Below are 22,031 nucleotides of genomic sequence, written 5' to 3'. Positions count from 1 at the left end.
CGCATCAGTCAACTCCCATCAGGATGAAAACCGTCTTATGAGCGAAGCCGTCAACGGGATCCTGCTGCTGGACAAGCCCCGGGGACTGTCCTCCAACGCCGCGCTGCAGAAAGCCAAGAAGCTCCTCAGGGCCCGCAAGGCCGGCCATACCGGCAGCCTGGATCCCATGGCCACCGGGCTTTTGCCTTTGTGCTTCGGCGAGGGGACCAAGGTCTCCAAGTTCCTCCTGGAGGCGGACAAGCGCTATTGGACCGTGCTCCAGCTGGGCCAGGAGACCGCCACCGGCGACGCCGAGGGCGAGGTGGTGGAGACCGCCCCCGTGGACCTTACCGAGGAGCAGGTGCGGGAGGTTCTGGAGCGGTTCACCGGCGAGATCGAGCAGGTACCTTCCATCTATTCCGCCATCAAGCAGGGCGGCGAGCCCCTCTACAAGAAGGCGCGCCGTGGCGAGGAGGTGGAGAAGCCCGAATCCCGGAACGTGGCCATCCACGAGCTGACCCTGCTGTCCTTCTCCGGGGACCGCCTGGAGCTGGACATTCACTGCTCCAAGGGCACCTACATCCGCACCCTGGCCACGGACATCGGCCGGGCCCTGGGCTGCTTCGCCTACCTTTCGGAGCTGCGCCGGACCGCTTCCGGGCCCTTCCGCGTGGAGGACGCCGTCTCCCTGGAGACCCTGGAGGCGGAAGGGGACGAGGAGCGCCGGGCCCGGATCCTGCCGGTGGACGCGGCCCTGACCGACTTCCCCGCCGTGGAGCTGGGGGAGACCGCCGCCTACTACCTGCTCCAGGGGCAGCCGGTGATGGTTCCCAAGGCCCCGGAAGGGCAGTTCCTGCGCCTCTACGACGACTCCGGGCGGTTTCTGGGGGTTGGCGCCACCCTTGCGGACGGCCGGGTGGCGCCCAAGCGCCTGTTCCACCTGTCCTGAAGCGGGCTTTTCCTTGCTCCGGCGGGGCCGGGAAGGCTAGAATTGGGCCTTCTTGCCCCGGTGCCCGTTGCCGGGGCCTTGAAGTTTTCTCCGCCGCGCCGGATCCGTGGAGGGTCTGGACGGAATGGATTGCAACCGAGGGGTTATAGCGGCATGACCATGACCGCCGAGCAGAAGAACGAAGTCATCAGCGAATTCAAGCAGCACGAGAACGACACCGGCTCCCCGGAGGTCCAGATCGCGCTGCTGACCACCCGGATCACCGAGCTGACCGAGCACCTGAAGGATCACAAGCACGACCACCACAGCCGCCGCGGGCTGCTGAAGATGGTGGGCAAGCGCCGCAAGCTGCTCGACTACCTGAAGGGCAAGGACATCAACCGCTACCGCACGGTGATCCAGCGCCTCGGTATCCGCAAGTAACCCCTCAGGAGGCCCCTTTGCCGCTAGAAGTCCACAAGGTAGAGCTCGAATACGGCGGGCAACCGCTCACGCTGGAGACGGGGAACCGTGCCCGGCAGGCGGATGGGGCCGTTACCGTCAGTCTCGGCGACACCGTGGTGCTGGTCACCGCGGTGGCCCGGAAGGAGGCCAAGCCGGGCCAGGCCTTCTTCCCGCTGACGGTGAACTACCAGGAGCGCACCTTTGCCGCCGGGAAGATCCCCGGCGGCTTTTTTAAGCGCGAGGGCCGTCCCTCCGAGAAGGAGGCCCTGACCTGCCGGCTGATCGACCGCCCCATCCGGCCCCTGTTCCCGGACTCCTTCCTTAACGAGACCCAGATCGTGGCCACGGTGCTGTCGGCGGACGGGGAGAACGATCCGGACATTCCGGCCATGATCGGCGCCTCGGCGGCCCTGGCCATCTCGGGCGTTCCCTTCGCCGGGCCCATCGGCGGCGCCCGGGTGGGGTATGTGGACGGCGAGTACGTCCTCAACCCCACCTTCGCCCAGCTGGAGGAGTCCGACCTGGACTTGGTGGTGGCGGGCACCGGCGAGGCGGTCCTCATGGTGGAGTCGGAGGCCAACCGGCTCCCCGAGCAGACCATGCTTGACTCCGTGCTGTTCGGCCACGAGCAGATGCAGCCGGTGATCGAGGCCATCAACGAGCTGACCGCCAAGGCCGGAAAGCCCCGTTGGGCGTGGGAGGAGCCCGAGCCCGACACCGCCCTGATGGAGCAGGTGCGCGAGGCGGTGGAGGCCGATCTGCGCGCCGCCTACGCCATCCGCGAGAAGCAAGACCGGCAGGCGGCGGTGGACCAGGCGAAGGACAAGCTCTTCGAGGCCCTGGGCGTGGATCCGGAGGAGGATCCCGACCGTGCGGGCGCGATCAAGGACCTGTTCAAGGACCTGGAGAGCCGCATCGTCCGCGAGGACGTGCTGGCCGGCGAGCCCCGCATCGACGGCCGCAGCCTCACCGACATCCGGCCCATCACCGTGGAGACCGACATCCTGCCGCGCACCCACGGCTCCGCCGTGTTCACCCGCGGCGAGACGCAGGCCCTGGTGGTGGCCACCCTGGGCTCCGGCCAGGACGCCCAGGTGATCGACGCCCTGGAGGGGGAGAGCCGGGAGCGCTTCATGCTCCACTACAACTTCCCGCCCTTCTGCACGGGCGAGACCGGCTTCATGGGATCCCCCAAGCGGCGCGAGATCGGCCACGGCAAGCTCGCCAAGCGGGCACTGGAGGCGGTGATCCCCAGCCAGGAGGAGTTCCCCTACACCCTGCGGGTGGTCTCCGAGATCCTGGAGTCCAACGGCAGCTCCTCCATGGCCACGGTGTGCGGCACCTCCCTGGCCCTGATGGACGCCGGCTGCCCCATCGAGGCGCCGGTGGCGGGCATCGCCATGGGCCTGGTGAAGGAGGACGACCGCTTCGCCGTCCTCTCCGACATCCTCGGCGATGAGGACCACCTCGGTGACATGGATTTCAAGGTGGCGGGCACCGAGGAGGGCGTCACCGCCCTGCAGATGGACATCAAGATCGCCGGGATCACCCGGGAGATCATGGCCCAGGCCCTGGAGCAGGCCCGCGAGGGACGCCTGCACATCCTCAACGAGATGGCCCGGGTCATCACCGGGCCGCGCACCGAGCTCTCCGAGCACGCGCCGCGGATGATCACCATGAAGGTGAAGCCGGAAAAGATCCGGGAGATCATCGGTCCGGGCGGCAAGAACATCCGCGCCCTCACCGAGGAGACCGGGACCAATATCGACCTCGACGACGACGGCACGGTCTACATCTCCTCCACCGACGCGGCCGGGGCCGAAGAGGCCAAGCGCCGGATCGAGAAGACCGTGGAGGAGGTGGAAGAGGGCAAGATCTACGAGGGCCAGGTGGTCCGCATCACCGACTTTGGCGCCTTCGTGAACCTGCTGCCCGGCACGGACGGCCTGCTGCACATCTCCGAGATCGCCCCCGAGCGGGTGGAGAAGGTCACCGACTATCTCAACGAGGGCGACACGGTCCGGGTGAAGGTGCTGGAGATCGACAACCGCGGCCGGATCCGCCTCTCCAAGAAGGCCCTGGACGCCGGTTGAGGCTCCCGCCTCCCCGGGGTCACGCTCTCCGCCACCCTGCCACCGGTCCTTGATGAGCCCGCCGCCGCTTCCCTGCGCGCCACCCGACCGCACCGACCCGGATCCCGTTCACGTCCTGGACAACGGGGTCCGGGTGGTGGTGCGTCCGGAGCCCGACCATCCCGCCGTGGCCCTGGGGGTGTGGGTGGAGAACGGCAGCCGCTACGAGGGCCCGGGCGAGGGCGGGCTGGCCCACCTCCTCGAGCACATGCTGTTCAAGGGCACCCGCGAGCGCTCCGTGCGCGACCTGGCGGAGGCCATGGACCGGATGGGCTCGGAGGTGGACGCCTGGACCGGGCGGGAGCTCACTGCCTACACGGTGGAGGTGCTCCGCGAAGACGCCCCCGATGCCTTGCACCTCCTGGCGGAAATGATCGTCCGCCCCACCTTCCCGGAGGAGGAGCTGGCCCGGGAGCGCCAAGTGGTGGCGGCGGAGGCGGCCATGGTCCGGGAGGACCCCGAGGCCTGGCTGTTCGACGAGCTGGTGGGGGAGGCCTGGCCCCGACACCCCGCCGGGGCGCCCACCCTGGGCCGGCCTGAGGTGATCGGCGGCGCCACCCGAGATGTCCTGGCCGCTTTCCACCGGAGCCACTACACCGGGGGGCGCATCCTGGTCGGCGTGGCCGGCGATGTGGACCCCTCGGCGGTGGTGGAGCAGTGCGCGCGCGAATTTGGCGCGCTGCCGGCCGGGGAGCGGCCCGCCAGCCCGGCCCCCGCCTTCGCCCCGGGCAACAGCCTCCGGCACGGTCCTGTGGAGCAGGTCCACCTGGGCCGGGCTGCCCCCGGGCCCGCACGCACCGACGGGGCGCGCTTCGCCGCCGGGGTGGCCAACCACGTGCTCGGCGGCTCCGTAACCTCCCGGCTCTTCCGCGAGCTGCGCGAGGAGCGGGGGCTCGCTTATACGGTCTATTCCGAGCTGGATACCCTCCGCGACTGCGGGCTATGGGGGGTCTACTTGGCCTGCCCGCCCGGGCAGCGGGAGCGGGCCGGGGAGCTCGTGGACGGCATCCTGCGCGGTGCGGTGGAGGACGGGCTGGAGGCGCAAGAAGTGGAGCGTGCCCGCCACAGCCTGCGGTCGGGCCTGCTGCGCAGCGGAGAGACCCTGGAGCAGCGGCTGTCCCAGGCCGCGGGCGATGTCCTGTACCACGGCCGCCTGGTCCCCCGCGCGGAGCGCCTGGCCGCCCTGGAGGCGGTGGATGCGCACGCCGTGCAGGCGGTCCTTCGGGACCACTGGGCCGGCTACCACGAGATGGTCCTGCTGCCCCACGAGCACTGAGAACGGTGGTGGACCCCGGGCCCGGGAAGGAGCTGGAATGCAGGGTTGGAGCTTCCTGGTGGCGGCCATCGTCCTGGAGGTGGCGGGGACCACCTGCCTCAAGCTCTCGGACGGTCTGACCCGGCTGATCCCCACGCTGCTGATGCTCGTGCTCTACGGGGTTTCCCTGGTCTGCCTCGCCATGGCGGTGAAGCGCATCGAGATCGGCGTGGCCTACGCCGTGTGGGCCGGGATGGGCACGGCCCTCATCGCCGTCATCGGCTTCGTCTTCTTCCGCGAGGTGGTGACCCCCCTCAAGATCGTCAGCATCGGCCTCATCATCCTCGGGGTGTTGGGGCTGAACCTCGGCCCGGCGAGCTAGCTCCCCGTCGCCTCCGCCGGCCGCTCCCCTTCTTGATTGCCGTCGAGAACCCTCCTTCCCCTTATCGCGTCGCACCTGCTACGTCTATCCCAATCCCCTCAGGGGCGAGCCATCGGGTACGGAGCCTCATCCCGGGCCATGGCTCGGCACGCCCCCCCTCGTATGAACACCACGGGCCCGCCAAGGCCGGGCCGTCGGGAGGATGTTGCGGTGTGGACCCCGTCCGGAAGCGGCGACGACGGCTCGCGGCAGGTCCCCCGGCTGGGCCGGGAAGGGGGCCTCCTGGCCTCCCCCGTGGGGACGCGCAGGGAGCCCGTGGCCCCGTTCGCCCCCCTGAAGCTCCTCCTGGTCTCCAACGACACGGGCCTGGTGCGGCTCCTGCGGTCCATGCTTCCCGAGGGGCCGAAGGGCCGGATTCAGATGCAGACCTGCGATCGGCTGACCGGGGCCCTGGCCCGGTTACGCTATCAGCCCTTCGACGTGGTGGTCCTGGATCTGGTCCTGCCCGATTGCCGCGGCATCCCCTCCATCCAGATCCTGTCCCGTTCCTTTCCGGAGATGCCCGTTGTGGTCCTTACCGAGTCCCCCGGAGAGGTTACGGGGCAGGAGGCCCTGGAAGCCGGGGCTCAGGACTACCTTCAGAAGGGCCTCATGGACGCCGAGGTCCTGGTCCGGACCCTACGCTTCGCGGTGCATAGGCAGCGGACCGCCTCCGCCCTCAAGGACAGTGAGGAGGGCCTCCGCGGCCTGGTGGAGAACCTGCCCGACGGGGTGGTGCTCTACAATCGGCACGGGATCACCTTCGCCAACTCCGCCGCGATGGAGCTGTTCGGGGTCTCCTCGCTCATGGAGGTGCGGGGGCGGGAGGTCACGGAGTTCCTGCGCTGCCCCCAGGACCCCGATCTGGGGAAGCGCCTGGGCCGGATCGCCACCGGCGGCTATCCCCGCCGGCTCTACCAGGAGGCCCAATGCGCGGGCGGTGGCGGGCGTGGAGAGGCCGTGTGCCAGGTCATCGCGGCCCCCCTCCCCCAGAGCCGGGAGGCGCAGGGCCAGCTGGTCCTGCGGGAAATCTCCTACCGCAAGCGCGCCGAGCAGTACCAGCGTCTGGCCTCGTCGGTGCTGGAAGCCGCCCCCGGGGCCATGATGGTGCTGGACGCAGGGGGCCGGGTGGAGGGCGTGAACCGGGCCTTCCTGGCCATGACGGGCTACGGAGAGCGGGAGGTCCTGGGCCGGGACAGCCGCTTCCTCGGGGTGGCGGGGCAGGGAACGGAGCTCTTCCCCGGGGTGGCCCGGACCCTCCGCCACCAGGACCGCTGGCGGGGGGAGTTCTGGGTGCTGGAAAAGGACGGCGGCGGGTTCGTGACGCCCCTGACGGTCACGGCCATCCGGAACGACCAGGGGCAGGTGACCCACTACGTCGGGGCCTTTGGCGGCGCCGAGGGCCGGGAGGCCGTGGCGCCGCCCCCCAGGCATCCGGTCCGTCACGACCCCGAGACCGGCCTCCCCAACCTGGGCCTGCTCCATGACCGGATCGTCCGGGCCCTGGCGGACCGCCACCGGGAGCCTCCCGGACGCGACCGGGTGGCCCTGCTGCTCGTGGGCCTGGAAAGAGGAGGCCGGGCCCCGGTGGGCAAAGCCCCGGAAAAGCACCTCTGGCCGGAGGTGGCCCGCCGGGCGCGGGAGGCCTTGCGTTCGGGGGACACCGTGGCCCGGGCGGGGGAGTGGGAGCTCGCCGTCCTCCTGGAGAACCTGCCGGGTCCGGAGAGGGCGGAGGACCTGGCCCGGCGACTGATCCGGCGCCTGACCCGGCCCTTGCCTCACCAGGACGAGGAGACCGCACCCAAGCTGCGGGCCCGCGTCGGAATCGCCCTGGCCCCGGAGCACGGCGAGCAGGCCCACCACCTCCTCCACCGGGCGGACGAGGCCCGCGACGCCGCCCGCGGCTCCGGCGCCCGTTGCTACGCCCTCTTCTGACCCGGTCCCTCCGGACCTAGAACCGGTCCTTCCACTCCCGGATGGCGGCGAAGACGCTCACGGGGTCGTCCCCGGCGGCGCCCCCGACCCGAGCGGCCTCCCGCACGGCTGGCTCGCGGACGCGCAGGAAGGGGTTGGTCCGCTTCTCCGCCCCGATGGTGGAGGGCAGGGTGGGCTCGCCCCGCTGGCGCCGCTCCTCCGCCCAGCGCAGCTTCTCCTCGATGGCCGGGTTGTCCGGCTCCACGGCCCGCGCGAATTCCAGGTTCTTCAGGGTGTATTCGTGGCCGCAATAGACGCGCGTGGCGTCGGGGAGGCCGGCAAGGCGGGAAAGGCTGGCCTCCATCTGCTCCGGGGTGCCCTCGAACAGCCGCCCGCAACCGGCCACGAACAGGGTGTCCCCGGCGAAGACCAGCTCGTCGTCGGGGAAGACGAAGGCGGTGTGGGTGCGGGTATGGCCGGGGATGTCCCACAGGACGCCCGCGCGGTCCAGCCCTGCGGGGGTGACTCGGTCCCCGTCGTACATGGGATGGGTCAGGCCGGGGATGCGGTCGCGGTCCTCGGCGGCCCCGTAGACGGGCAGGTCGTAGGCCTTCTGCAGCTCCCGGTTCCCGCCCACGTGGTCGGGGTGGTGGTGGGTGTTGAAGATGGCCACCGGCTGCAGGTCGTGCTCCCCAAGGTAGCGGATCACCGGCTCCGCCTCGGCGGGGTCGACGATGGCCACGTTGCGCCCGTTGGGGGAGTGCAGCAGGGCGACGTAGTTGTCCCGTAGGGCGGGAATCAGGACCACGGGGGTGTCCATGGACGTTCCTCTCGGGTTGGGAAACCGGGGCAAATCCCCGACAATGGTTGCCGGTGGCCCCCTACCTGTCAATCGGAGGTCCAGGTGGCGTGGCACGATGGTCCCCTTGGACGGTCCCTCATGGAGGACGAGACCGACCTGCTCCGGCGGTTGCTGGCCGACCTGCCGCCCGTGCAGGACGCCCTCGCCATCGCCCCGCAGGTCTACGCCCCCGTCTATGATCACCTGCGCCGCCGCAGCCGCCGTCCCAATCTGATGGTGCCCGCCAGCGGCGAGGGGCTCTGTGGCGACCCCGGGACCACTCCCCGCCCCGACACCCTGGTATGGGGGATTCCCGAGGCCCTGCCCTATCCCAGCGGCCGCATGGACCTCATGGTCCTGGTTCATCCGCTGGAGTTCTCCCGCTCCCCCTACCAGATCCTGGCCGAGTCGGAGCGAGTGCTTGCTTCCAACGGGAGGCTGATCGTCCTGGTGTTCAATCCCCTGTCCCTGTTCGGGGTGGCCCGCTCCTTCCACCGCTGGCCGAGCCCCAGCTCCCCCTGGGCCGGGCGCTTCTACCCCGGGTTCATGGTGCGACGCATGCTAGAATCCACGGGCCTTGTCCATGAGCGCACCCGGTACCTCTTCTACCGCCCCCCGGTGGACCGGGAAGGGGTTCTGCGGGCCACGCGTGTCCTGGAGCGGCTACCCAAGAGGCAGCGCCTGCCCCTCGGCGGGGTGGCGTGCATCCAGGCCCGCAAGGAGGAGCCCGGACTGACCCTTCTCGGGCCCGCCTTCCGGGAGGAGCTGAACCAGGTCCGCGCCCGGGGGCTGCCCGCCTACACCATGGAAGGGATGCATGGCCCGCGACGACACCGTTGAGCTGTTCACCGATGGCGCCTGCCGCGGCAATCCCGGCCCCGGGGGCTGGGGGGCGCTGCTGCGCCACAAGGGACGGGAACGGGAGCTGTACGGCTACGATCCCGACACCACAAACAACCGCATGGAGCTCACCGCCGCCATCCGCGGCCTGGAGGCGCTCAAGCGGCCCTGCCGGGTGGACCTGACCACCGACTCTCAGTACCTGCGCAAGGGCGTCACGGAGTGGATGGCCAACTGGAAGAAGCGCGGCTGGAAGACAGCGAGCAAGAAGCCGGTGCAGAACCGCGACCTGTGGGAGGAGCTGGACGCCCTCCTGCAGAAGCACGACGTCACCTTCCACTGGATCCGGGGCCACAGCGGTCACGCGGAGAACGAGCGCGCCGATGCCCTGGCCAACCGCGCCATCGACGAGGCCCAGAGCAAGGTGAAATAAGGAAGCGGCCATGCTGCGCCAGATTGTGCTGGACACCGAGACCACCGGGCTCGACCCCCAGAACGGCGACCGGGTCATCGAGATCGGCTGCGTGGAGATCGCCGGACGCCGGCGCACCGGCCGGGTATTCCACCGCTACGTCAATCCCGAGCGGCCCATCCCCGAGGACTCCACGGCCATCCACGGCATCACCGACGCCGATGTGGCCGAGTGCCCCGTGTTTGCCGAGCTGGCCCAGGAGCTCTTCGAGTTCCTGGACGGGACGGAGCTGGTGATCCACAACGCCCCCTTCGATGTGGGCTTCCTGAACATGGAGCTGCAGCGGGCGGGCTGGCCGCGCCTGGAGGACCACTGCCAGATCCTGGACACCCTCCAGGAGGCCCGCCACCGGCACCCGGGCCAGAAGAACGACCTGGACTCCCTGTGCGGCCGCTACGAGGTGGACAACAGCCGCCGGGACAAGCACGGCGCGCTGCTCGACTCGGAGATCCTGGCGGATGTCTTCCTCGCCATGACCGGCGGCCAGGAGGACCTGGCGCTGGCCGCCGAGGAGCCCTCCCCGGCCAGCGCCGCCGAGCGGCTCCTGGCCCCCGAGGAAACCGGGCAGCGGGAGCCCCTGCCGGTGGTGGAGCCCACCGCGGCGGAGTGGGAGGCCCACCACCGCCTTCTGGAGCGGATCCAGGAGGTCTCCGGGGGGTGCCTGTGGCTGGAGCGGGAGGAATCCGGTCCGCGTTGACGGCCATCAAGGCGGGGAGGTCCGGCTAGCGGCACCCTGACCCGGTGCCCCGATAGTCCTTCCAAACCTGGAGCCGGATCAAGATGGCCCGCTCTCCCGCCACCCGAGCCGCCCGCCCCGTCCTCCTGCGCGAGCCCTACCGCCTGTTCTTCCCCGCTGGCGCCCTCTACGCCCTGGTCGTCATGGTGGGCTGGGGGCTGTGGCTGCTGTTCCTGCAGGGGCTGGGGCCCGGCGTGCCCGCCCCCGCGGTTCCCCCCGGCTGGCTGCACGGCCATACCCTGGTCTGGGGGGTTCTCCAGCTCTTCATCTTCGGCTTTATCCTGACCGCCCTGCCGCGGCAGTGCCGCCATCCCGACGAGATCCCACCGCGCCGCTGGATCGCCTTGCTGCTTGCTTTCGGGGCGGCCCAGGGCGGGATCTGGCTCGGGGCCCTGGGCGGCTGGGCGGGCCTGGCGTCCGGGGCGGCGGCGCTTGGCGGGCTCCTGGTTCTGGCGACCGCGCTGGGGCTGGGCCGCTGGGTGCCCGACGCCGGCAATCCCCACCAGCCCCGCTACGCCGTGCTCGCCCTCGGGCTTTCCGGCATCGCCGCCATGACGGACGCCATCGCCTGGGGGCTGGGTAACGCCGCCCTCCACGGATGGGCCCTGCGGGCGGGGCTCTACGCCGAGGTGGGGCTCGCCCTGGCCCTGCTGCACCGGCTGCTGCCCATGTTCGCCCGGAACGCCATCCCCGAATACGCCGGAGCCGCGGGGGCCCGCTTCCTGCCCGTGCTGGCCGCGGGGATCGGGGCACGCTTGGTCCTGGCGGGGATGCCCGGAGCGGTCCCGGGGCTGCTGGGCGGGGCGGTGGACCTCTTCCTGGCGGCCTGGGTGGCGCGGGAGGCCTGGCATTGGTCCCCGGCCACGGCGCTGCGACGCTGGCCGGTGGGGGCCAAGCTGGTGCCGGTGGCCTGGTGCGTCCTGGGGTGGGTCATGAGCGGCCTGGTGGCGTGGGGGCTGGCCTGGCCCGACGCCGGGCGCGCCTGGGTGCACGCCCTCGGGCTGGGCGGCATGGCCTCCCTGGTGATGGTGTTCAGCACCCGGGTGAGTCTGGGCCACGCCGGCCGCCCCCTGGATCCCGAGCGCCTCCTGCGGGCCGCCCTCTGGCTCCTGCAGGGCGCCGTGCTGGCTCGCCTGCTCGCCCCCCTCTGGACTCCGGCGGGGCAGGGCGGCATGATAGCGGCCACACACTGGGCCGCTTGGCTGTGGCTGGCGGCCTTCGCCATCTGGCTGGCGCGGCTGCTGCCGCGCATGGCCGAGCATTCCTGATCCCCGAACGCCGGCGCCATCATGAGCCACGTCGAACCCCGCTGGGATTTCCACCCCGTTCCCGATCCCGTGGCCGGCCTGGAGGCCGCCTACCAGGGCATCCACTTCGAGCTGCTGGCCTACGGCAACCCCCGCCTGAACGAGCGCCTGGAGGTGCGGGCGGAGGGCCCCGAGACCCGCGAAGGCTGGCACCGGGTGCTGCTGGTGACCCCCTGGACCGCCATGCGGGTCTACCTGCCGCAGGACCCCGACCACCCGTCCGGCCTGCCTGGGCCCGAGAGCCTGGAGGTGGAGGACGACGGCCGGGTGGTCCCCGGCTGCGAGGTGGAGCTGGTCTTCGACGGGGTGGCGCGCGCCCTGGAGGTGGCCCACGATCTGCGCGTGGGCCACCACCTGACCGAGACTCTGCTGCCCAGCATGGGAGCCTTTCAGGACACCGAGGAGGCCCTGGGCTGGGCGCGCGAGCGGGCCGCCCACCGGGACGGGCAGGAGGCCCCCGCACGGGCCGCGGCCCCCGCCGCGCCGCGCCGGGTAAGCCGCCGGGACCTGTTCCGGGGGCTGCTGGGGCGGCGGTAGGCCCCGGCCATGGACACGGCTTCCGGGGCGTTCCCCACCGATCCCGGCGCCGCCCGGGAGGTGCAGGAGCGGCTGCGGGAATGGGTGCGCCTGGAGCCCTTCCGCGGGCCGGTGGAGCGGGTGGCCGGCGTGGACGCCGCCTTCCTCGGCGACCGGGTGGTGGCCGTGGTTGTGGTGCTCCGCTTCCCCGAGCTGACGCTGGAGGAGGAGACGTTCGCCGTACGCGCCATCCCCTTCCCCTACGTGCCCGGCCTGCTGTCCTTCCGGGAAGGGCCGGCGGTGCTGGAGGCCTTCCGGGCCCTCGCCAATTCCCCCGATCTGATCCTGTTCGACGGCCAGGGCATCGCCCACCCGCGGCGCCTCGGCATTGCCGCCCACCTGGGCGTGCTCCTGGACCGCCCGGCCATCGGGGTGGCCAAGTCCCGGCTCACCGGGACCTTCGACGAGGAAGCGCTGGGCGCGGAGAAGGGCGCCCGCGTGCCTTTACTCGACGGGGGAGAGGTGCTGGGCGCGGTGGTGCGCAGCCGCACCAACGTCCGCCCCCTCTTCGTCAGCCCCGGCCACCGCTGCGACGCGGACTCCTCCGTGGACTGGACGCTGGCCTGCTGCACGCGCTACCGCCTGCCCGAGCCCACCCGGCTGGCCGACCGGCGGGCCGGGGAGCACAAGCGGGAGAGGAGGTCCCATGGCTGAGATGGATCGCTTGCTGGAGATCATGGCCCGCCTCCGGGACCCGGAGGAAGGGTGCCCCTGGGACCGGCAGCAGACCTTTGCCTCCATCGTCCCCCACACCCTGGAGGAGGCCTACGAGGTGGCCGACGCCATCGAGCGGGAGGACTGGGAGCACCTCCCCGGCGAGCTCGGCGATCTGCTCTTCCAGGTGGTCTTCTACGCCCGCCTCGGCGAGGAGGCCGGGCGCTTCGGCTTCCGGGACGTGGTGGAAGCGGTGAGCGACAAGCTCGTGCGTCGGCACCCCCACGTCTTCGGCGGTGCGCGAGTGGACTCCCCCGAGGAGCAGAGCCGGGCCTGGGAGGCCCACAAGGCGGAGGAGCGGGCGGCCCGGCGGGAGGAGGCGGAGCCGGGCAGCGCCCTGGATGATGTCGCCCGCACCCTGCCGGCGGTCCAGCGCGCCGGCAAGCTGCAGGGGCGGGCGGAGCGGTCGGGCTTCGAGTGGCCCCGCGACGAGGACCTGTTCGCCAAGGTGGACGAGGAGCTCGACGAGCTGCGCCACGAGGTTCGCGAGGCGGCCCCCCCCGAGCGGGTCGAGCACGAGGTTGGGGACCTGTTGTTCGCCGCCGTGGGCCTGGCCCGCCGCCTCGGCATGGACCCGGAAACGGCCCTGCGCCGCTCCAACGAGCGCTTCGAGCGGCGCTTCCGGCACATGGAACGGACCCTGCAGGAGGAGGGCGGGGCCATCGGGGAGAGGGATCTCGCCGAGCTCAAGCGCCGCTGGCAGGAAGCCAAGGCGGCCACGGACGGGGACGCGGAGTGACCGAAGGGTGGGGCCGGGGAAAGCCGCCTTTCACCGGGTTGAAAACGGTTGGCTTTGGACAGCGTTGGGGGTATGGTAGCTACCAGGATGGAATGACCCTATGGTACATACCCTGCTGCTAAATCGCGGAACACGTCCCATTGCCTGGGCAACCTGGCAAGAGCTGGTGATCCTCCAGTGCCGGGGCCTCGTCCAACAGCGCATGGGCGACATCGTTTACCGCGTGCACGGCGGGGTCTCCCGGGAGACCGGGGAGCGCAGCATGGTGGAGGTGCCCTCCATCGCCGTGGTGGCCGAGGCCCGCCACCCCGGCGACCGGGTGCCCCTCCCCAGGCGCGAGAACCGCGAGCTCTACCAGCGGGACGAGTGGACCTGCCTCTACTGCGGCGGCCGGTTCGACCGCCGCGAGCTCTCCCGCGACCACATCCATCCCCTTTCGCTGGGCGGCGTGGACCGCTGGGAGAACGTGGCCACGGCCTGCCGCCGCTGCAACCGCCTCAAGGGCGGGCGCACCCCCGAGGACGCGCGCATGCCCCTGCTGGCGGTGCCGTACGCGCCCGTCCACGCCGAGTGGATGGTCCTCACCGGCCGCAACATCCGGGGCGATCAGATGGAGATCCTCCGGGCCCACCTGCCGCGCAGCAGCCCCCTGCGCCGGAATACCCCCCGTGTCGCCTGAGAATCAATTCCGGAGCGGATCGTCCCGTAGGGCTACCGCAAGCTCCTAGAGCGGCAGCGTGTACGCGGGCAGAAGCCCGTGGGCGTGCGCCTCGGCGATGGCCCGCAGGGCGATGTAGGCGACGACGAAGGCGCTCGCGTCGGCCAACGCCATGCGGAAGAAGCGGGGCGAGGTCTCCACCCACTCCGGTTCCTTCCAGCCCCGCCCGATCCGGGGCCAGAAGCGGGGCACCTCTTCCCGGTAGCGGCGGAAGGCTTCGGGATGCTTTTGCGCCAGCTTCTCCTCCTCGCTGGCGAGGACCCCCGGATAATAGAGACCGAAGGCCGCCACCAGCAGGACCAGCAGGATGGGGTTGGCGGTGGCCAGGCCGAGGCCGAGGGTGGCCAGGAAGCTAAAGAAGTACAGGGGGTTTCGGGTGATCCCGTAGGGCCCTTCCCGCACCAGCTCCTTGTTCTTGCGGCCGCCGATGAACAGCGTCGACAGCAGCCGCCCGAAGATTCCCGCCACTACCAGAAGCAGGCCGATCCAGGCGCCCCCGAGGACCAGCCACGGCTCGTTGGCTAACGGGCTCCGGGTGAACAGGGCCATGAGGATGAGGAGCACGGCCACCCCCGCGCTCAGGCGGCGGCGGGTGCGGGTGCTGTGCAGGGCATGCGGTCGGGCTTGCTGCGCCCCTCCAAGGGCCATAGTTCCCCCTCGCTGGCTTGATGGTGCGTTCCTGGCGGCGGGCAAATTTCAACCATCCCGCGGATTTTTGCAACCCTTGCCTGCGATGGGCGGGGCGAAAGCAGGTGGGGACCCGGGCGCGGCTGCAACCTGTGGTGCCCTTGGGAATCCAAATAGTGTACGACCTGGAATGGAGGCAGCCATGCACTATGCGGACGTTTTGCTCCACATCGACGAGCCCCTGGATGAGCGGTCGGCGGAACGGCTGACCGGGGTGCTGGAGGGGCTGCCGGGGGTGGCGGGAGCGCGCCACGACCCCCACCGTGAGCACCTCTTTGTCGTCGACTTCGACCCCGGCGAGATCGCCCCCATGGGAGTCCTGGAGGCGGCCCGGCGGGCCGGGTACCACGGCGAGCTGGTGGGCCTGTAGCCTCTCCCTTGCGGATGGGCTCCCGCTCCCAGGTCGGCCCGACCGCGCCAGGCTATTCCCCGCCTCCCTCGATGCCCCCCGTGCTCCAGCCGGTGCGGCCGGGCAGATCGGTCAGGTCCAGCCGCTCTTCCGGCTGGGGCCGGAGCACGCCTTCCCGCCCGCGCTCCGCGGCCAGCTTCTCGCCCAGGGTCTCCATGGGTGCCTCCTCGCCGTGCACCAACACCACCGCGGGGCTCCCGGAGAACGCCGCGTACCAGCGCCGTAGCCCGTCGCTGTCGGCGTGGGCGGAAAAGCCGCCCACGGTGTGGACCCGGGCCCCCACCTTGACGGGCTCCCCCCAGAGCTCCACCTCCCGGGCGCCGTCGACCAGGCGCCGTCCCAGGGTGCCCCGCGCCTGGTACCCCACGAACACCAGATGGGCCGCGTCCCGCCACAGGTTGTGCTTCAGGTGGTGCTTGATGCGTCCGCCCGTGCACATGCCGCTGCCAGCGATGATGATGGCCCCGCTCCGGATGCGGTTGATGCCCATGGACTGCTTGGGGGTGCGCGTCATCTGCAGGTTGGGCAGGGCGAAGGGGTTGCCGCCGTTGCGCTGGCTGCGTTGGGTGGCCTCCCGGTCGTAGACCTCCTGGTGCTTGGTGTAGACCCGGGTGGTCTCGATGGCCATGGGGCTGTCCAGGAAGACGGACCAGTCGTCCAGCCCCCATTCCCGGTAGTGCTTGCCGAAGGCGTAGAGCAGCTCCTGGGTCCGGCCCACGGCGAAGGCGGGGATGAGGATGTTGCCGGCCTCCGCCCGGGCCTCCTGCAGGATGGCGCCCATCTCCTGCCAGGTGGCCGCCCAGGAGCGGTGCAGGCGGTCGCCGTAGGTGGATTCCATGACCACCAGATCGGCCTCCTCGACGCATTCCGGCTCGCGCAGGATGGGGGAGCCGCGGTGCCCCAGGTCGCCGCTGAACACCAGCTTGCGCCGCCTCCCGTCCTCCTCCAGCCACAGCTCGACGATGGCCGAGCCCAGGATGTGGCCGGCGTCCCGCAGGCGCAGCCAGACTCCCGGCAGGATGCGGCGGGTCTCCCCGTAGTCGAGGGCGCGGAAGCGGCGCATGGCCCGCTGCGCCTCCTTGACGGTATAGAGGGGCTCCACGGGCTCCAGGCGCCGGCGGGCGCGCTTGCGGTTGACGGCCTCCGCCTCCCGCTCGTTGAGGTTGCCGGCGTCCTTGAGCATGATGCGGCACAGGTCGCGGCTGGCGCGGTGGGTGTAGATGGGGCCGTGGAAGCCCGCCTGCACCAGCAAGGGAAGGCGCCCGGAGTGGTCGAGGTGGGCGTGGGTGAGGACCACGGCGTCGATGCGGTCGGCCGCGAAGGGAAAGGGCTCGCGGTTGCGCTCCTCGTCCTCCGGCGCTCCTTGGATCAGGCCGCAGTCCACCAAAAGGCGCCTCCGGCCCACCCGAATCAGGAAGCAGGAGCCCGTGACCTCGCGCGCGGCGCCCAGGAACTGGATGTCCATGGGGTCAGCCCCGGGCCGGGCCGTCGTGGGGGCGGCGGGCGCCGCCCCGGACCGGAAGGGCGGGGTACGGATGCGGGCGGGCTGCGGTCCGGGATGCGGATGGCGAAGAAATCGGCTGGCGCATGGCTTCCCTCTGGGTACTGGGTGGAGCGCGCGGCGCGCGCGGACCCAGGGTACCAGAGGGAAACGGGTTTCAGCGCCGCCGGCGAATGTTCCGCGCGCTGCGCTTGCGGCGGGGCCGGCGTCGGGACGGCTCCTGGCGCTGGCGCCGGCGGCGATGGATGGTGCGGGACACGGGATGGCTGCGTTTCACGGGGCTCCCTCCTGCCGTTCGGACCCGTTCCGGGCTCTGGAGGGGTCCATTCCGGACCGGCCGGATTGCAGTTTGTTTACAGTCCGGAAAGGAGCGCCCCGGAAGACCGGGGCGCGCTGCATGCCGTATGGCGTTTGGGTATCAGGCCGGGGCGGCGCTGCCCGAGCGTTTTTTCTTTCCGGTGGTACGGGATGGGCCGGCCGCGCTTTCCGGCAGGGCATTGAGGACGGTGGCCGCCAGGTCGGCCTGCCGGTCGGTGTCCAGGTCCCGGATTTCCCGCTCGAAGCGGATCCCCAGGTCGTCGGCCACCTGGCCCAGGGCCGCCTCGTTGTATTTGATGCCCGGATAGTAGCGCCGGGTGATCAGGTGCAGCTTCATCTTGATGAGGTCGCTCTCGCAGACGCACATAGGTCACCTCCTCGTGAGGCGGGAAAATCCCAGAATGCGCCGCCATGGGTACGGGATCAAGGCGGGGCGGCCCTTCGTCAACCGGCCGGCGGGCGTTACAATAAGAACCTTTTTGCGCGGGGGTAGGCATGGCAACGGTGCGGCTGGATGCGCAGGAACTGGCCGTCGCGGCCTGGTTCGTGGAGAGCGCGGTGGTCTCCTTGAAGGAATACCTCGAGGAAGAGGAGGGGACGGACGCGGAAGAGGGGGTGGAGGACGCCATGCGCGTGCGCGATCTCTACCTCCTCGAGGAGATCCGGGCCGCCCTGCAGGGCGAGCCCGCTCAGACCGAGGGGGCCGCCCTGGAGCTCACCCCCCAGCAGCTGGAGCGCCTCGGTCGACTGGCCGACGACGCCGCCGCCCTCTGCCGGGGGGAGCGCCCCCGGGCGGAGATGCAGGAAATGCCCCTTCCGCCGGACGCCGGGGCGCTGGCCCACACCCTGGAGGGCCTGCGCGACCGGCTCCGCGCCCACCCCCAGCACCCCGAACCGGACGCCTGAGTCGGTTCCCCACAACGAGCAGCGAGGCACGACGCATGAGCCGCGAGGCGGACTATTGGATCGACAAGCTCGGCATGACCGCGCACCCGGAAGGCGGGTACTTCCGGGAGACCTTCCGGGCCCCGGAGCGGATCGGGGACGCCCAGCTCCCCGAGCGGTACGACGGTGACCGCGCTTTCAAGACGGCTATCTACTTCCTGCTGAAAAGCGACCAGATGTCCGCTTTCCACCGCATGGAGTCCGACGAGCTCTGGTTCTTCCACGCCGGTAGCCGCACGGCCATCTACTGCCTTCATCCCGACGGCGAGCGCGAGGACATCCACCTGGGCCCGGACCCGGAGGCGGGTCAGGAGCTGCAGGCCGTCATTCCCCGCGGCACCTGGTTCGGGGCGGAGGTGCTGGAGCCCGAAAGCTACGTGCTGGTGAGCTGCACGGTGGCCCCCGGCTTCGAGTTCGACGACTTCCGCCTGGGCGGCCGCGCGGAGCTGCAGGAGCGCTTCCCCGACCACGCCGCCCTGATCGAGCGGCTGACCATCCAGCCCTAGCGAGGAGCACCCATGAGCCACGACGCGCAGCGACCGCCCATGCTGGGGGTGATCGGCGGCAGCGGGGTCTACGACATCGCGGGGCTGGAGAATCCCCGCTGGGAGCAGGTGGAGACCCCCTTCGGCGACCCCTCGGACCACATCCTGGTGGGCGAGCTGGAGGAGCTTCCGGTGGCCTTCCTGCCCCGCCACGGCCGGGGGCATCCCCTGCCGCCCAGCGGCGTCAACTACCGGGCCAACATTGACGCCCTCAAGCGCCTGGGGGTGACCGACGTCCTGTCCCTGAGCGCGGTGGGCTCCCTCCGCGAGGAGCTGGCGCCGGGCACCTTCGTGCTCGTGGACCAGTTCATCGACCGCACCATCGAGCGGGACAAGAGCTTCTTCGGCCCGGGCCTGGTGGCCCATGTCTCCATGGCGGAGCCGGTGTGCAACCGCCTCGCCGACCTGGTGGAGCGGGTGGCGGCGGAGGAGGAGCTGCCGGTGCGGCGCGGCGGCACTTACCTGGCCATGGAGGGGCCGCAGTTCTCCAGCCGCGCCGAGTCGGAGATGTACCGCGCCTGGGGCTGCGACGTGGTGGGCATGACCAACATGCCCGAGGCCAAGCTGGCCCGGGAGGCGGAACTGTGCTACGCCACCGTGGCCATGGTCACCGACTTCGACTGCTGGCACCCCGACCACGGCAACGTGGAGGTGGCGGACGTGATCCGGGTGCTCCAGGCCAACGCCAGCAAGGCCCGCTCCCTGGTGGAGGCCGTGGCCGGGAGCTTCGCCCACCGTCCCGCTCCCTGTCCCCAGGGCTGCGACCGCGTCCTGGACACCGCCCTGATCACCATGCCCCAGGCCCGCGACCCGGAGAGGCTGCGGCGCCTCGATGCCGTCGCGGGCCGCGTCCTGAGCAACGATACGGAGTAGTCATGAGCCAGAACCAGGCCCTTCGGGACCGGGTCCGTTCCATTCCCGATTACCCCAAGCCCGGCATCGTCTTCCGCGACATCACCACCCTGCTGCAGGACCCGGCGGGCTTCCGCGAGACGGTGGATCGGCTGGTAGCCCCCTTCGGGACCCACGAGGTGGACAAGGTGGTGGGCGTGGAGGCGCGCGGCTTCATCATCGGCGGCGCGGTGGCCCATCAGCTGCACGCCGGCTTCGTGCCGGCCCGCAAGATGGGCAAGCTGCCGTGGGAGACGGTGAGTGCCGAGTACGAGCTGGAGTACGGCACCGACGCCATCCAGATGCACACCGACTGCATCGACAAGGGCGAGCGGGTGCTGCTGGTGGACGATCTTATCGCCACCGGGGGCTCCGCCGGCGCCGCCCTGGATCTGGTGGAGCAGGTGGGCGGCGAGATCGTGGGCTGCTCCTTCGTCATCGACCTGCCCGATCTGGGCGGCAGCACCCGGCTGCGCGAGCGGGGCTACCAGGTCTCGGCGCTGATGGAGTTCGAGGGCGACTGAGGTGCGCATCGACGGCACCCCCTACTGCGCCATCTGGCTGGCCGAGGACGGCTGGTCGGTATTCATCATTGACCAGACCCGGCTGCCCTGGGACTGGGCGGTGGCTCGTCTCACCACCGTGGAGGAGGCCGCCGAGGCCATCGAGGCCATGCGGGTGCGCGGCGCCCCCTTGATCGGCGCCACCGCCGCCTACGGGCTGTGTCTGGCCCTGCGCGTTGACGCCTCCGACGCCGCGCTGGAGGCGGCCCACGACCGCCTGCTGGCCACCCGGCCCACGGCGGTGAACCTGCGCTGGGCCCTGGAGGCCATGCGGGAGCGCCTGGGCAGCCTGGGCCCGGAGGAGCGGGTGGCCGCGGCCTATGCCCAGGCCGGCGAGATCGTCGAAGGGGAGGTGGAGACCTGTCGCCGCATCGGCGAGCAGGGCCTGGCCCTGCTCGAGGAGGCCCGACGGGCCAAGGGCGGCGGTCCGGTGAACATCCTCACCCACTGCAACGCCGGGTGGCTCGCCTGCGTGGACTGGGGCACCGCCCTGGCGCCCATCTACCGGGCCTTTGATGCCGGCATCCCGGTGCACGTGTGGGTGGACGAGACCCGGCCGCGCAACCAGGGGGCCTCGCTCACCGCCTGGGAGCTCGGCAAGCACGGGGTGCCCCACACCCTGGTGGCCGACAACGCCGGCGGGCATCTCATGCAGCGGGGACAGGTGGACCTCTGCCTGGTGGGCACGGACCGCACCACGCGCACCGGCGATGTGGCCAACAAGATCGGCACCTACCTCAAGGCCCTGGCGGCCCGCGAGGCCGGGGTTCCCTTCTACGTGGCCCTGCCCGGCTCCACCATCGACTGGACGGTGGCCGACGGACTGGCGGAGATCCCCATCGAGGAGCGCGGCGCGGCGGAGGTGACGCACGTAATGGGCCGTACCGCGGCGGGGGAGGTGGCCACGGTGGCCCTGGCCCCGGAGGGGACCCCCGCCGCCAACCCCGCCTTCGACGTTACGCCCGCCTCCCTGGTGACCCGCCTGGTGACCGAGCGGGGAGTCTGCGCCGCCTCGGAGGAAGGGCTGGCGGGTCTGTATCCGGAGCGGGCCCCGGCCTGAGGGGGGACGGTCGGGCTTTTCCCGGCCCCGGTCAAGGGGCAGGGTGGAGGAGGGAAGGGGGCCGCTTCCGGCCTGGCGCGGGAATTGCTTGCGGCCGGGGGAGGGGATTCCGAGGAGGCCCGCGCTCGCCTGGAGGAGCACCTGCTCGCCTTCCAGGAGGCCAAACCGACGGTGCAGGGGGGCCGTTTCCTCGATCTCTGGGGCAATTCCCTGGTGAAGGTGGAGCAGGGCCAAATCGTGCCCTCGGAGGAAACCGGCGACCTCGGCCTGCCCGTGGTCGCCAACCACGTCCACACAGGGTTCTTCCCGGATGCCCGGTTCCTGGGGCCCGGCGAGGTGGGGGTCTCCAACTTCGAGCTGGTGAGCGTGAGCCCGGACAAGGACTTCTGTCCCGCCATGGTCCGCTTCACCACCCCGCTGGAGTACGGGGGGCGAGGGTCTCGGCTATTTGGTGGTCAAGTCTGGGGGCGCTACCTGGACCGCATGCTCGGCGGCATGATCGTCGAGCGCAAGGGAAACGCCTTCCTGGCCGAATACGACCGCAAGCGCCACGGCGTGGGCTTCCACTTTTACAGGCAGCCTTACCGCCTGAGCGGGGAGTGCATCTGGGGAAGCGGCCTGGTCTTCGACGGGGCCACCCGCACCGATGGCGGGAATCCGACGGGTGGCCCGGGCATCAGCGACCCCAACTCCAACTTCGGCTACCTCCCGCAGATCGCCCCGGACGAGGACAACGAGTTCGACGGCTGGTACCTGGAGGGGGCCTACTTCCCCTCCCCAACAAGCTCGGCATCCAGGCCCGGTTCGACCGGCTGAACCGGATGACCAACAATGACGCCCGCCATCGTCGGTTCGATACCTGGACCATCGGCCTGCAGTACTGGAATCACCCGGTGAAGGGCCAGTGGCAGCTCAACTACCGCATCCGCGACCTGAGCGCTCCCAACAACGACGTTGCGGACCAGGTCGGCGAGTCCATGGGCAACGAGATCGGCCTGCAGTACTTCTTCCTGTTCAAGAACGTGGCGCTGCGCTAGGCCCCAGCAGGCTCCGGCCCGCGCTCCAGCGGCCCCCC

At 71.0% G+C, this 22,031-nt stretch carries 26 protein-coding genes; 22 read left to right on the top strand and 4 right to left on the bottom strand.

What is annotated here, in order from left to right:
- Positions 1–37 precede the first annotated feature (37 nt).
- The 6 genes from truB to ACLFRB_RS07660 all read left to right on the top strand — a co-directional run bounded on the left by truB (position 38) and on the right by ACLFRB_RS07660 (position 7,115).
- The gene (gene truB, locus ACLFRB_RS07685) at positions 38–928 is read left to right on the top strand and encodes a tRNA pseudouridine(55) synthase TruB (RefSeq protein WP_411068430.1); all 891 of its coding nucleotides are present in this window, start codon (positions 38–40) and stop codon (positions 926–928) included.
- A 153-nt stretch (positions 929–1,081) separates the two neighbouring features.
- Complete coding sequence (gene rpsO / locus ACLFRB_RS07680) at positions 1,082–1,351, top strand: 30S ribosomal protein S15 (protein ID WP_411068429.1); 270 nt, start codon at positions 1,082–1,084, stop codon at positions 1,349–1,351.
- A 17-nt stretch (positions 1,352–1,368) separates the two neighbouring features.
- Positions 1,369–3,465 carry a polyribonucleotide nucleotidyltransferase gene (gene pnp / locus ACLFRB_RS07675; RefSeq protein WP_411068428.1) on the top strand — a complete coding sequence of 699 codons (2,097 nt, stop codon included), beginning with the start codon at positions 1,369–1,371 and terminating at the stop codon, positions 3,463–3,465.
- 52 nt (positions 3,466–3,517) lie between these two features.
- Positions 3,518–4,780, top strand: a complete 1,263-nt coding sequence (locus ACLFRB_RS07670) for a M16 family metallopeptidase (protein ID WP_411068427.1) — start codon at positions 3,518–3,520, stop codon at positions 4,778–4,780.
- 37 nt (positions 4,781–4,817) lie between these two features.
- Positions 4,818–5,141 carry a DMT family transporter gene (locus ACLFRB_RS07665; RefSeq protein WP_411068426.1) on the top strand — a complete coding sequence of 108 codons (324 nt, stop codon included), beginning with the start codon at positions 4,818–4,820 and terminating at the stop codon, positions 5,139–5,141.
- Between the two features lie 210 nt (positions 5,142–5,351).
- A complete protein-coding gene (locus ACLFRB_RS07660; protein WP_411068425.1) occupies positions 5,352–7,115 on the top strand; it encodes a PAS domain S-box protein in 1,764 nt (587 codons plus the stop codon).
- Positions 7,116–7,131: 16 nt separating this feature from the next.
- On the opposite strand, the gene gloB is transcribed toward ACLFRB_RS07660, so the two are convergent.
- Complete coding sequence (gloB, locus tag ACLFRB_RS07655) at positions 7,132–7,914, bottom strand: hydroxyacylglutathione hydrolase (RefSeq protein ID WP_411068424.1); 783 nt, start codon at positions 7,912–7,914, stop codon at positions 7,132–7,134.
- An 84-nt stretch (positions 7,915–7,998) separates the two neighbouring features.
- Here gloB and ACLFRB_RS07650 point away from each other — a divergent pair, with 84 nt between their 5' ends.
- The 8 genes from ACLFRB_RS07650 to ACLFRB_RS07615 all read left to right on the top strand — a co-directional run bounded on the left by ACLFRB_RS07650 (position 7,999) and on the right by ACLFRB_RS07615 (position 13,998).
- Positions 7,999–8,775 carry a class I SAM-dependent methyltransferase gene (locus tag ACLFRB_RS07650; protein ID WP_411068423.1) on the top strand — a complete coding sequence of 259 codons (777 nt, stop codon included), beginning with the start codon at positions 7,999–8,001 and terminating at the stop codon, positions 8,773–8,775.
- A complete protein-coding gene (rnhA, locus tag ACLFRB_RS07645; protein WP_411068422.1) occupies positions 8,753–9,208 on the top strand; it encodes a ribonuclease HI in 456 nt (151 codons plus the stop codon). The genes ACLFRB_RS07650 and rnhA overlap by 23 nt, the downstream gene beginning before the upstream one ends.
- 10 nt (positions 9,209–9,218) lie before the next feature.
- Positions 9,219–9,944 (top strand): DNA polymerase III subunit epsilon, encoded by a 726-nt coding sequence (gene dnaQ, locus ACLFRB_RS07640; RefSeq protein ID WP_411068421.1) that lies wholly within the window; start codon positions 9,219–9,221, stop codon positions 9,942–9,944.
- A gap of 83 nt (positions 9,945–10,027) precedes the next feature.
- The gene (locus ACLFRB_RS07635) at positions 10,028–11,251 is read left to right on the top strand and encodes an NnrS family protein (protein WP_411068420.1); all 1,224 of its coding nucleotides are present in this window, start codon (positions 10,028–10,030) and stop codon (positions 11,249–11,251) included.
- 21 nt (positions 11,252–11,272) lie between these two features.
- A complete protein-coding gene (hybE, locus tag ACLFRB_RS07630) occupies positions 11,273–11,827 on the top strand; it encodes a [NiFe]-hydrogenase assembly chaperone HybE (protein WP_411068419.1) in 555 nt (184 codons plus the stop codon).
- A gap of 9 nt (positions 11,828–11,836) precedes the next feature.
- Positions 11,837–12,520 carry a deoxyribonuclease V gene (gene nfi, locus ACLFRB_RS07625; RefSeq protein WP_411068418.1) on the top strand — a complete coding sequence of 228 codons (684 nt, stop codon included), beginning with the start codon at positions 11,837–11,839 and terminating at the stop codon, positions 12,518–12,520.
- Positions 12,513–13,319: a nucleoside triphosphate pyrophosphohydrolase gene (gene mazG / locus ACLFRB_RS07620; RefSeq protein ID WP_411068417.1), complete on the top strand. Its 807-nt coding sequence runs from the start codon at positions 12,513–12,515 to the stop codon at positions 13,317–13,319. The genes nfi and mazG overlap by 8 nt, the downstream gene beginning before the upstream one ends.
- 100 nt (positions 13,320–13,419) lie before the next feature.
- Complete coding sequence (locus ACLFRB_RS07615) at positions 13,420–13,998, top strand: HNH endonuclease (RefSeq protein WP_054965763.1); 579 nt, start codon at positions 13,420–13,422, stop codon at positions 13,996–13,998.
- Between the two features lie 45 nt (positions 13,999–14,043).
- Here ACLFRB_RS07615 and ACLFRB_RS07610 read toward each other — a convergent pair whose 3' ends face one another.
- The gene (locus tag ACLFRB_RS07610) at positions 14,044–14,685 is read right to left on the bottom strand and encodes a methyltransferase family protein (RefSeq protein WP_411068416.1); all 642 of its coding nucleotides are present in this window, start codon (positions 14,683–14,685) and stop codon (positions 14,044–14,046) included.
- Positions 14,686–14,866: 181 nt separating this feature from the next.
- Between ACLFRB_RS07610 and ACLFRB_RS07605 the strand changes: the two genes are divergently transcribed.
- The gene (locus ACLFRB_RS07605; RefSeq protein WP_411068415.1) at positions 14,867–15,094 is read left to right on the top strand and encodes an ATP-binding protein; all 228 of its coding nucleotides are present in this window, start codon (positions 14,867–14,869) and stop codon (positions 15,092–15,094) included.
- A 52-nt stretch (positions 15,095–15,146) separates the two neighbouring features.
- On the opposite strand, the gene ACLFRB_RS07600 is transcribed toward ACLFRB_RS07605, so the two are convergent.
- Both ACLFRB_RS07600 and ACLFRB_RS07595 read right to left on the bottom strand, forming a co-directional pair.
- The gene (locus ACLFRB_RS07600; RefSeq protein ID WP_411068414.1) at positions 15,147–16,598 is read right to left on the bottom strand and encodes an MBL fold metallo-hydrolase RNA specificity domain-containing protein; all 1,452 of its coding nucleotides are present in this window, start codon (positions 16,596–16,598) and stop codon (positions 15,147–15,149) included.
- A gap of 454 nt (positions 16,599–17,052) precedes the next feature.
- Positions 17,053–17,319: a hypothetical protein gene (locus ACLFRB_RS07595; RefSeq protein WP_411068413.1), complete on the bottom strand. Its 267-nt coding sequence runs from the start codon at positions 17,317–17,319 to the stop codon at positions 17,053–17,055.
- 128 nt (positions 17,320–17,447) lie between these two features.
- On the opposite strand from ACLFRB_RS07595, the gene ACLFRB_RS07590 reads away from it, so the two are divergent.
- From ACLFRB_RS07590 to ACLFRB_RS07560, 7 genes are all read left to right on the top strand, one after another.
- Complete coding sequence (locus ACLFRB_RS07590) at positions 17,448–17,858, top strand: hypothetical protein (protein WP_411068412.1); 411 nt, start codon at positions 17,448–17,450, stop codon at positions 17,856–17,858.
- A 35-nt stretch (positions 17,859–17,893) separates the two neighbouring features.
- Positions 17,894–18,403 (top strand): cupin domain-containing protein, encoded by a 510-nt coding sequence (locus ACLFRB_RS07585; protein ID WP_411068411.1) that lies wholly within the window; start codon positions 17,894–17,896, stop codon positions 18,401–18,403.
- Positions 18,404–18,415: 12 nt separating this feature from the next.
- A complete protein-coding gene (locus ACLFRB_RS07580) occupies positions 18,416–19,315 on the top strand; it encodes an S-methyl-5'-thioadenosine phosphorylase (RefSeq protein ID WP_411068410.1) in 900 nt (299 codons plus the stop codon).
- Positions 19,316–19,317: 2 nt separating this feature from the next.
- Entirely contained in the window at positions 19,318–19,857 is a 540-nt protein-coding gene (locus ACLFRB_RS07575; RefSeq protein WP_411068409.1) for an adenine phosphoribosyltransferase, read from the top strand.
- 1 nt (position 19,858) lies between these two features.
- On the top strand, positions 19,859–20,956 hold the full coding sequence (gene mtnA / locus ACLFRB_RS07570) for an S-methyl-5-thioribose-1-phosphate isomerase (RefSeq protein WP_411068408.1): 1,098 nt from the start codon (positions 19,859–19,861) through the stop codon (positions 20,954–20,956).
- Between the two features lie 84 nt (positions 20,957–21,040).
- Positions 21,041–21,772 carry a hypothetical protein gene (locus ACLFRB_RS07565; RefSeq protein ID WP_411068407.1) on the top strand — a complete coding sequence of 244 codons (732 nt, stop codon included), beginning with the start codon at positions 21,041–21,043 and terminating at the stop codon, positions 21,770–21,772.
- 5 nt (positions 21,773–21,777) lie between these two features.
- The gene (locus ACLFRB_RS07560) at positions 21,778–21,993 is read left to right on the top strand and encodes a hypothetical protein (RefSeq protein WP_411068406.1); all 216 of its coding nucleotides are present in this window, start codon (positions 21,778–21,780) and stop codon (positions 21,991–21,993) included.
- Positions 21,994–22,031 lie beyond the last annotated feature (38 nt).

It is taken from the genome of Thiohalorhabdus sp. (genome assembly GCF_046545655.1).
In the GTDB taxonomy this organism is placed as follows: domain Bacteria; phylum Pseudomonadota; class Gammaproteobacteria; order Thiohalorhabdales; family Thiohalorhabdaceae; genus Thiohalorhabdus.
Note: the sequence above shows the minus strand (reverse complement) of the source record. Positions and strands in the feature narration are given on the sequence as shown.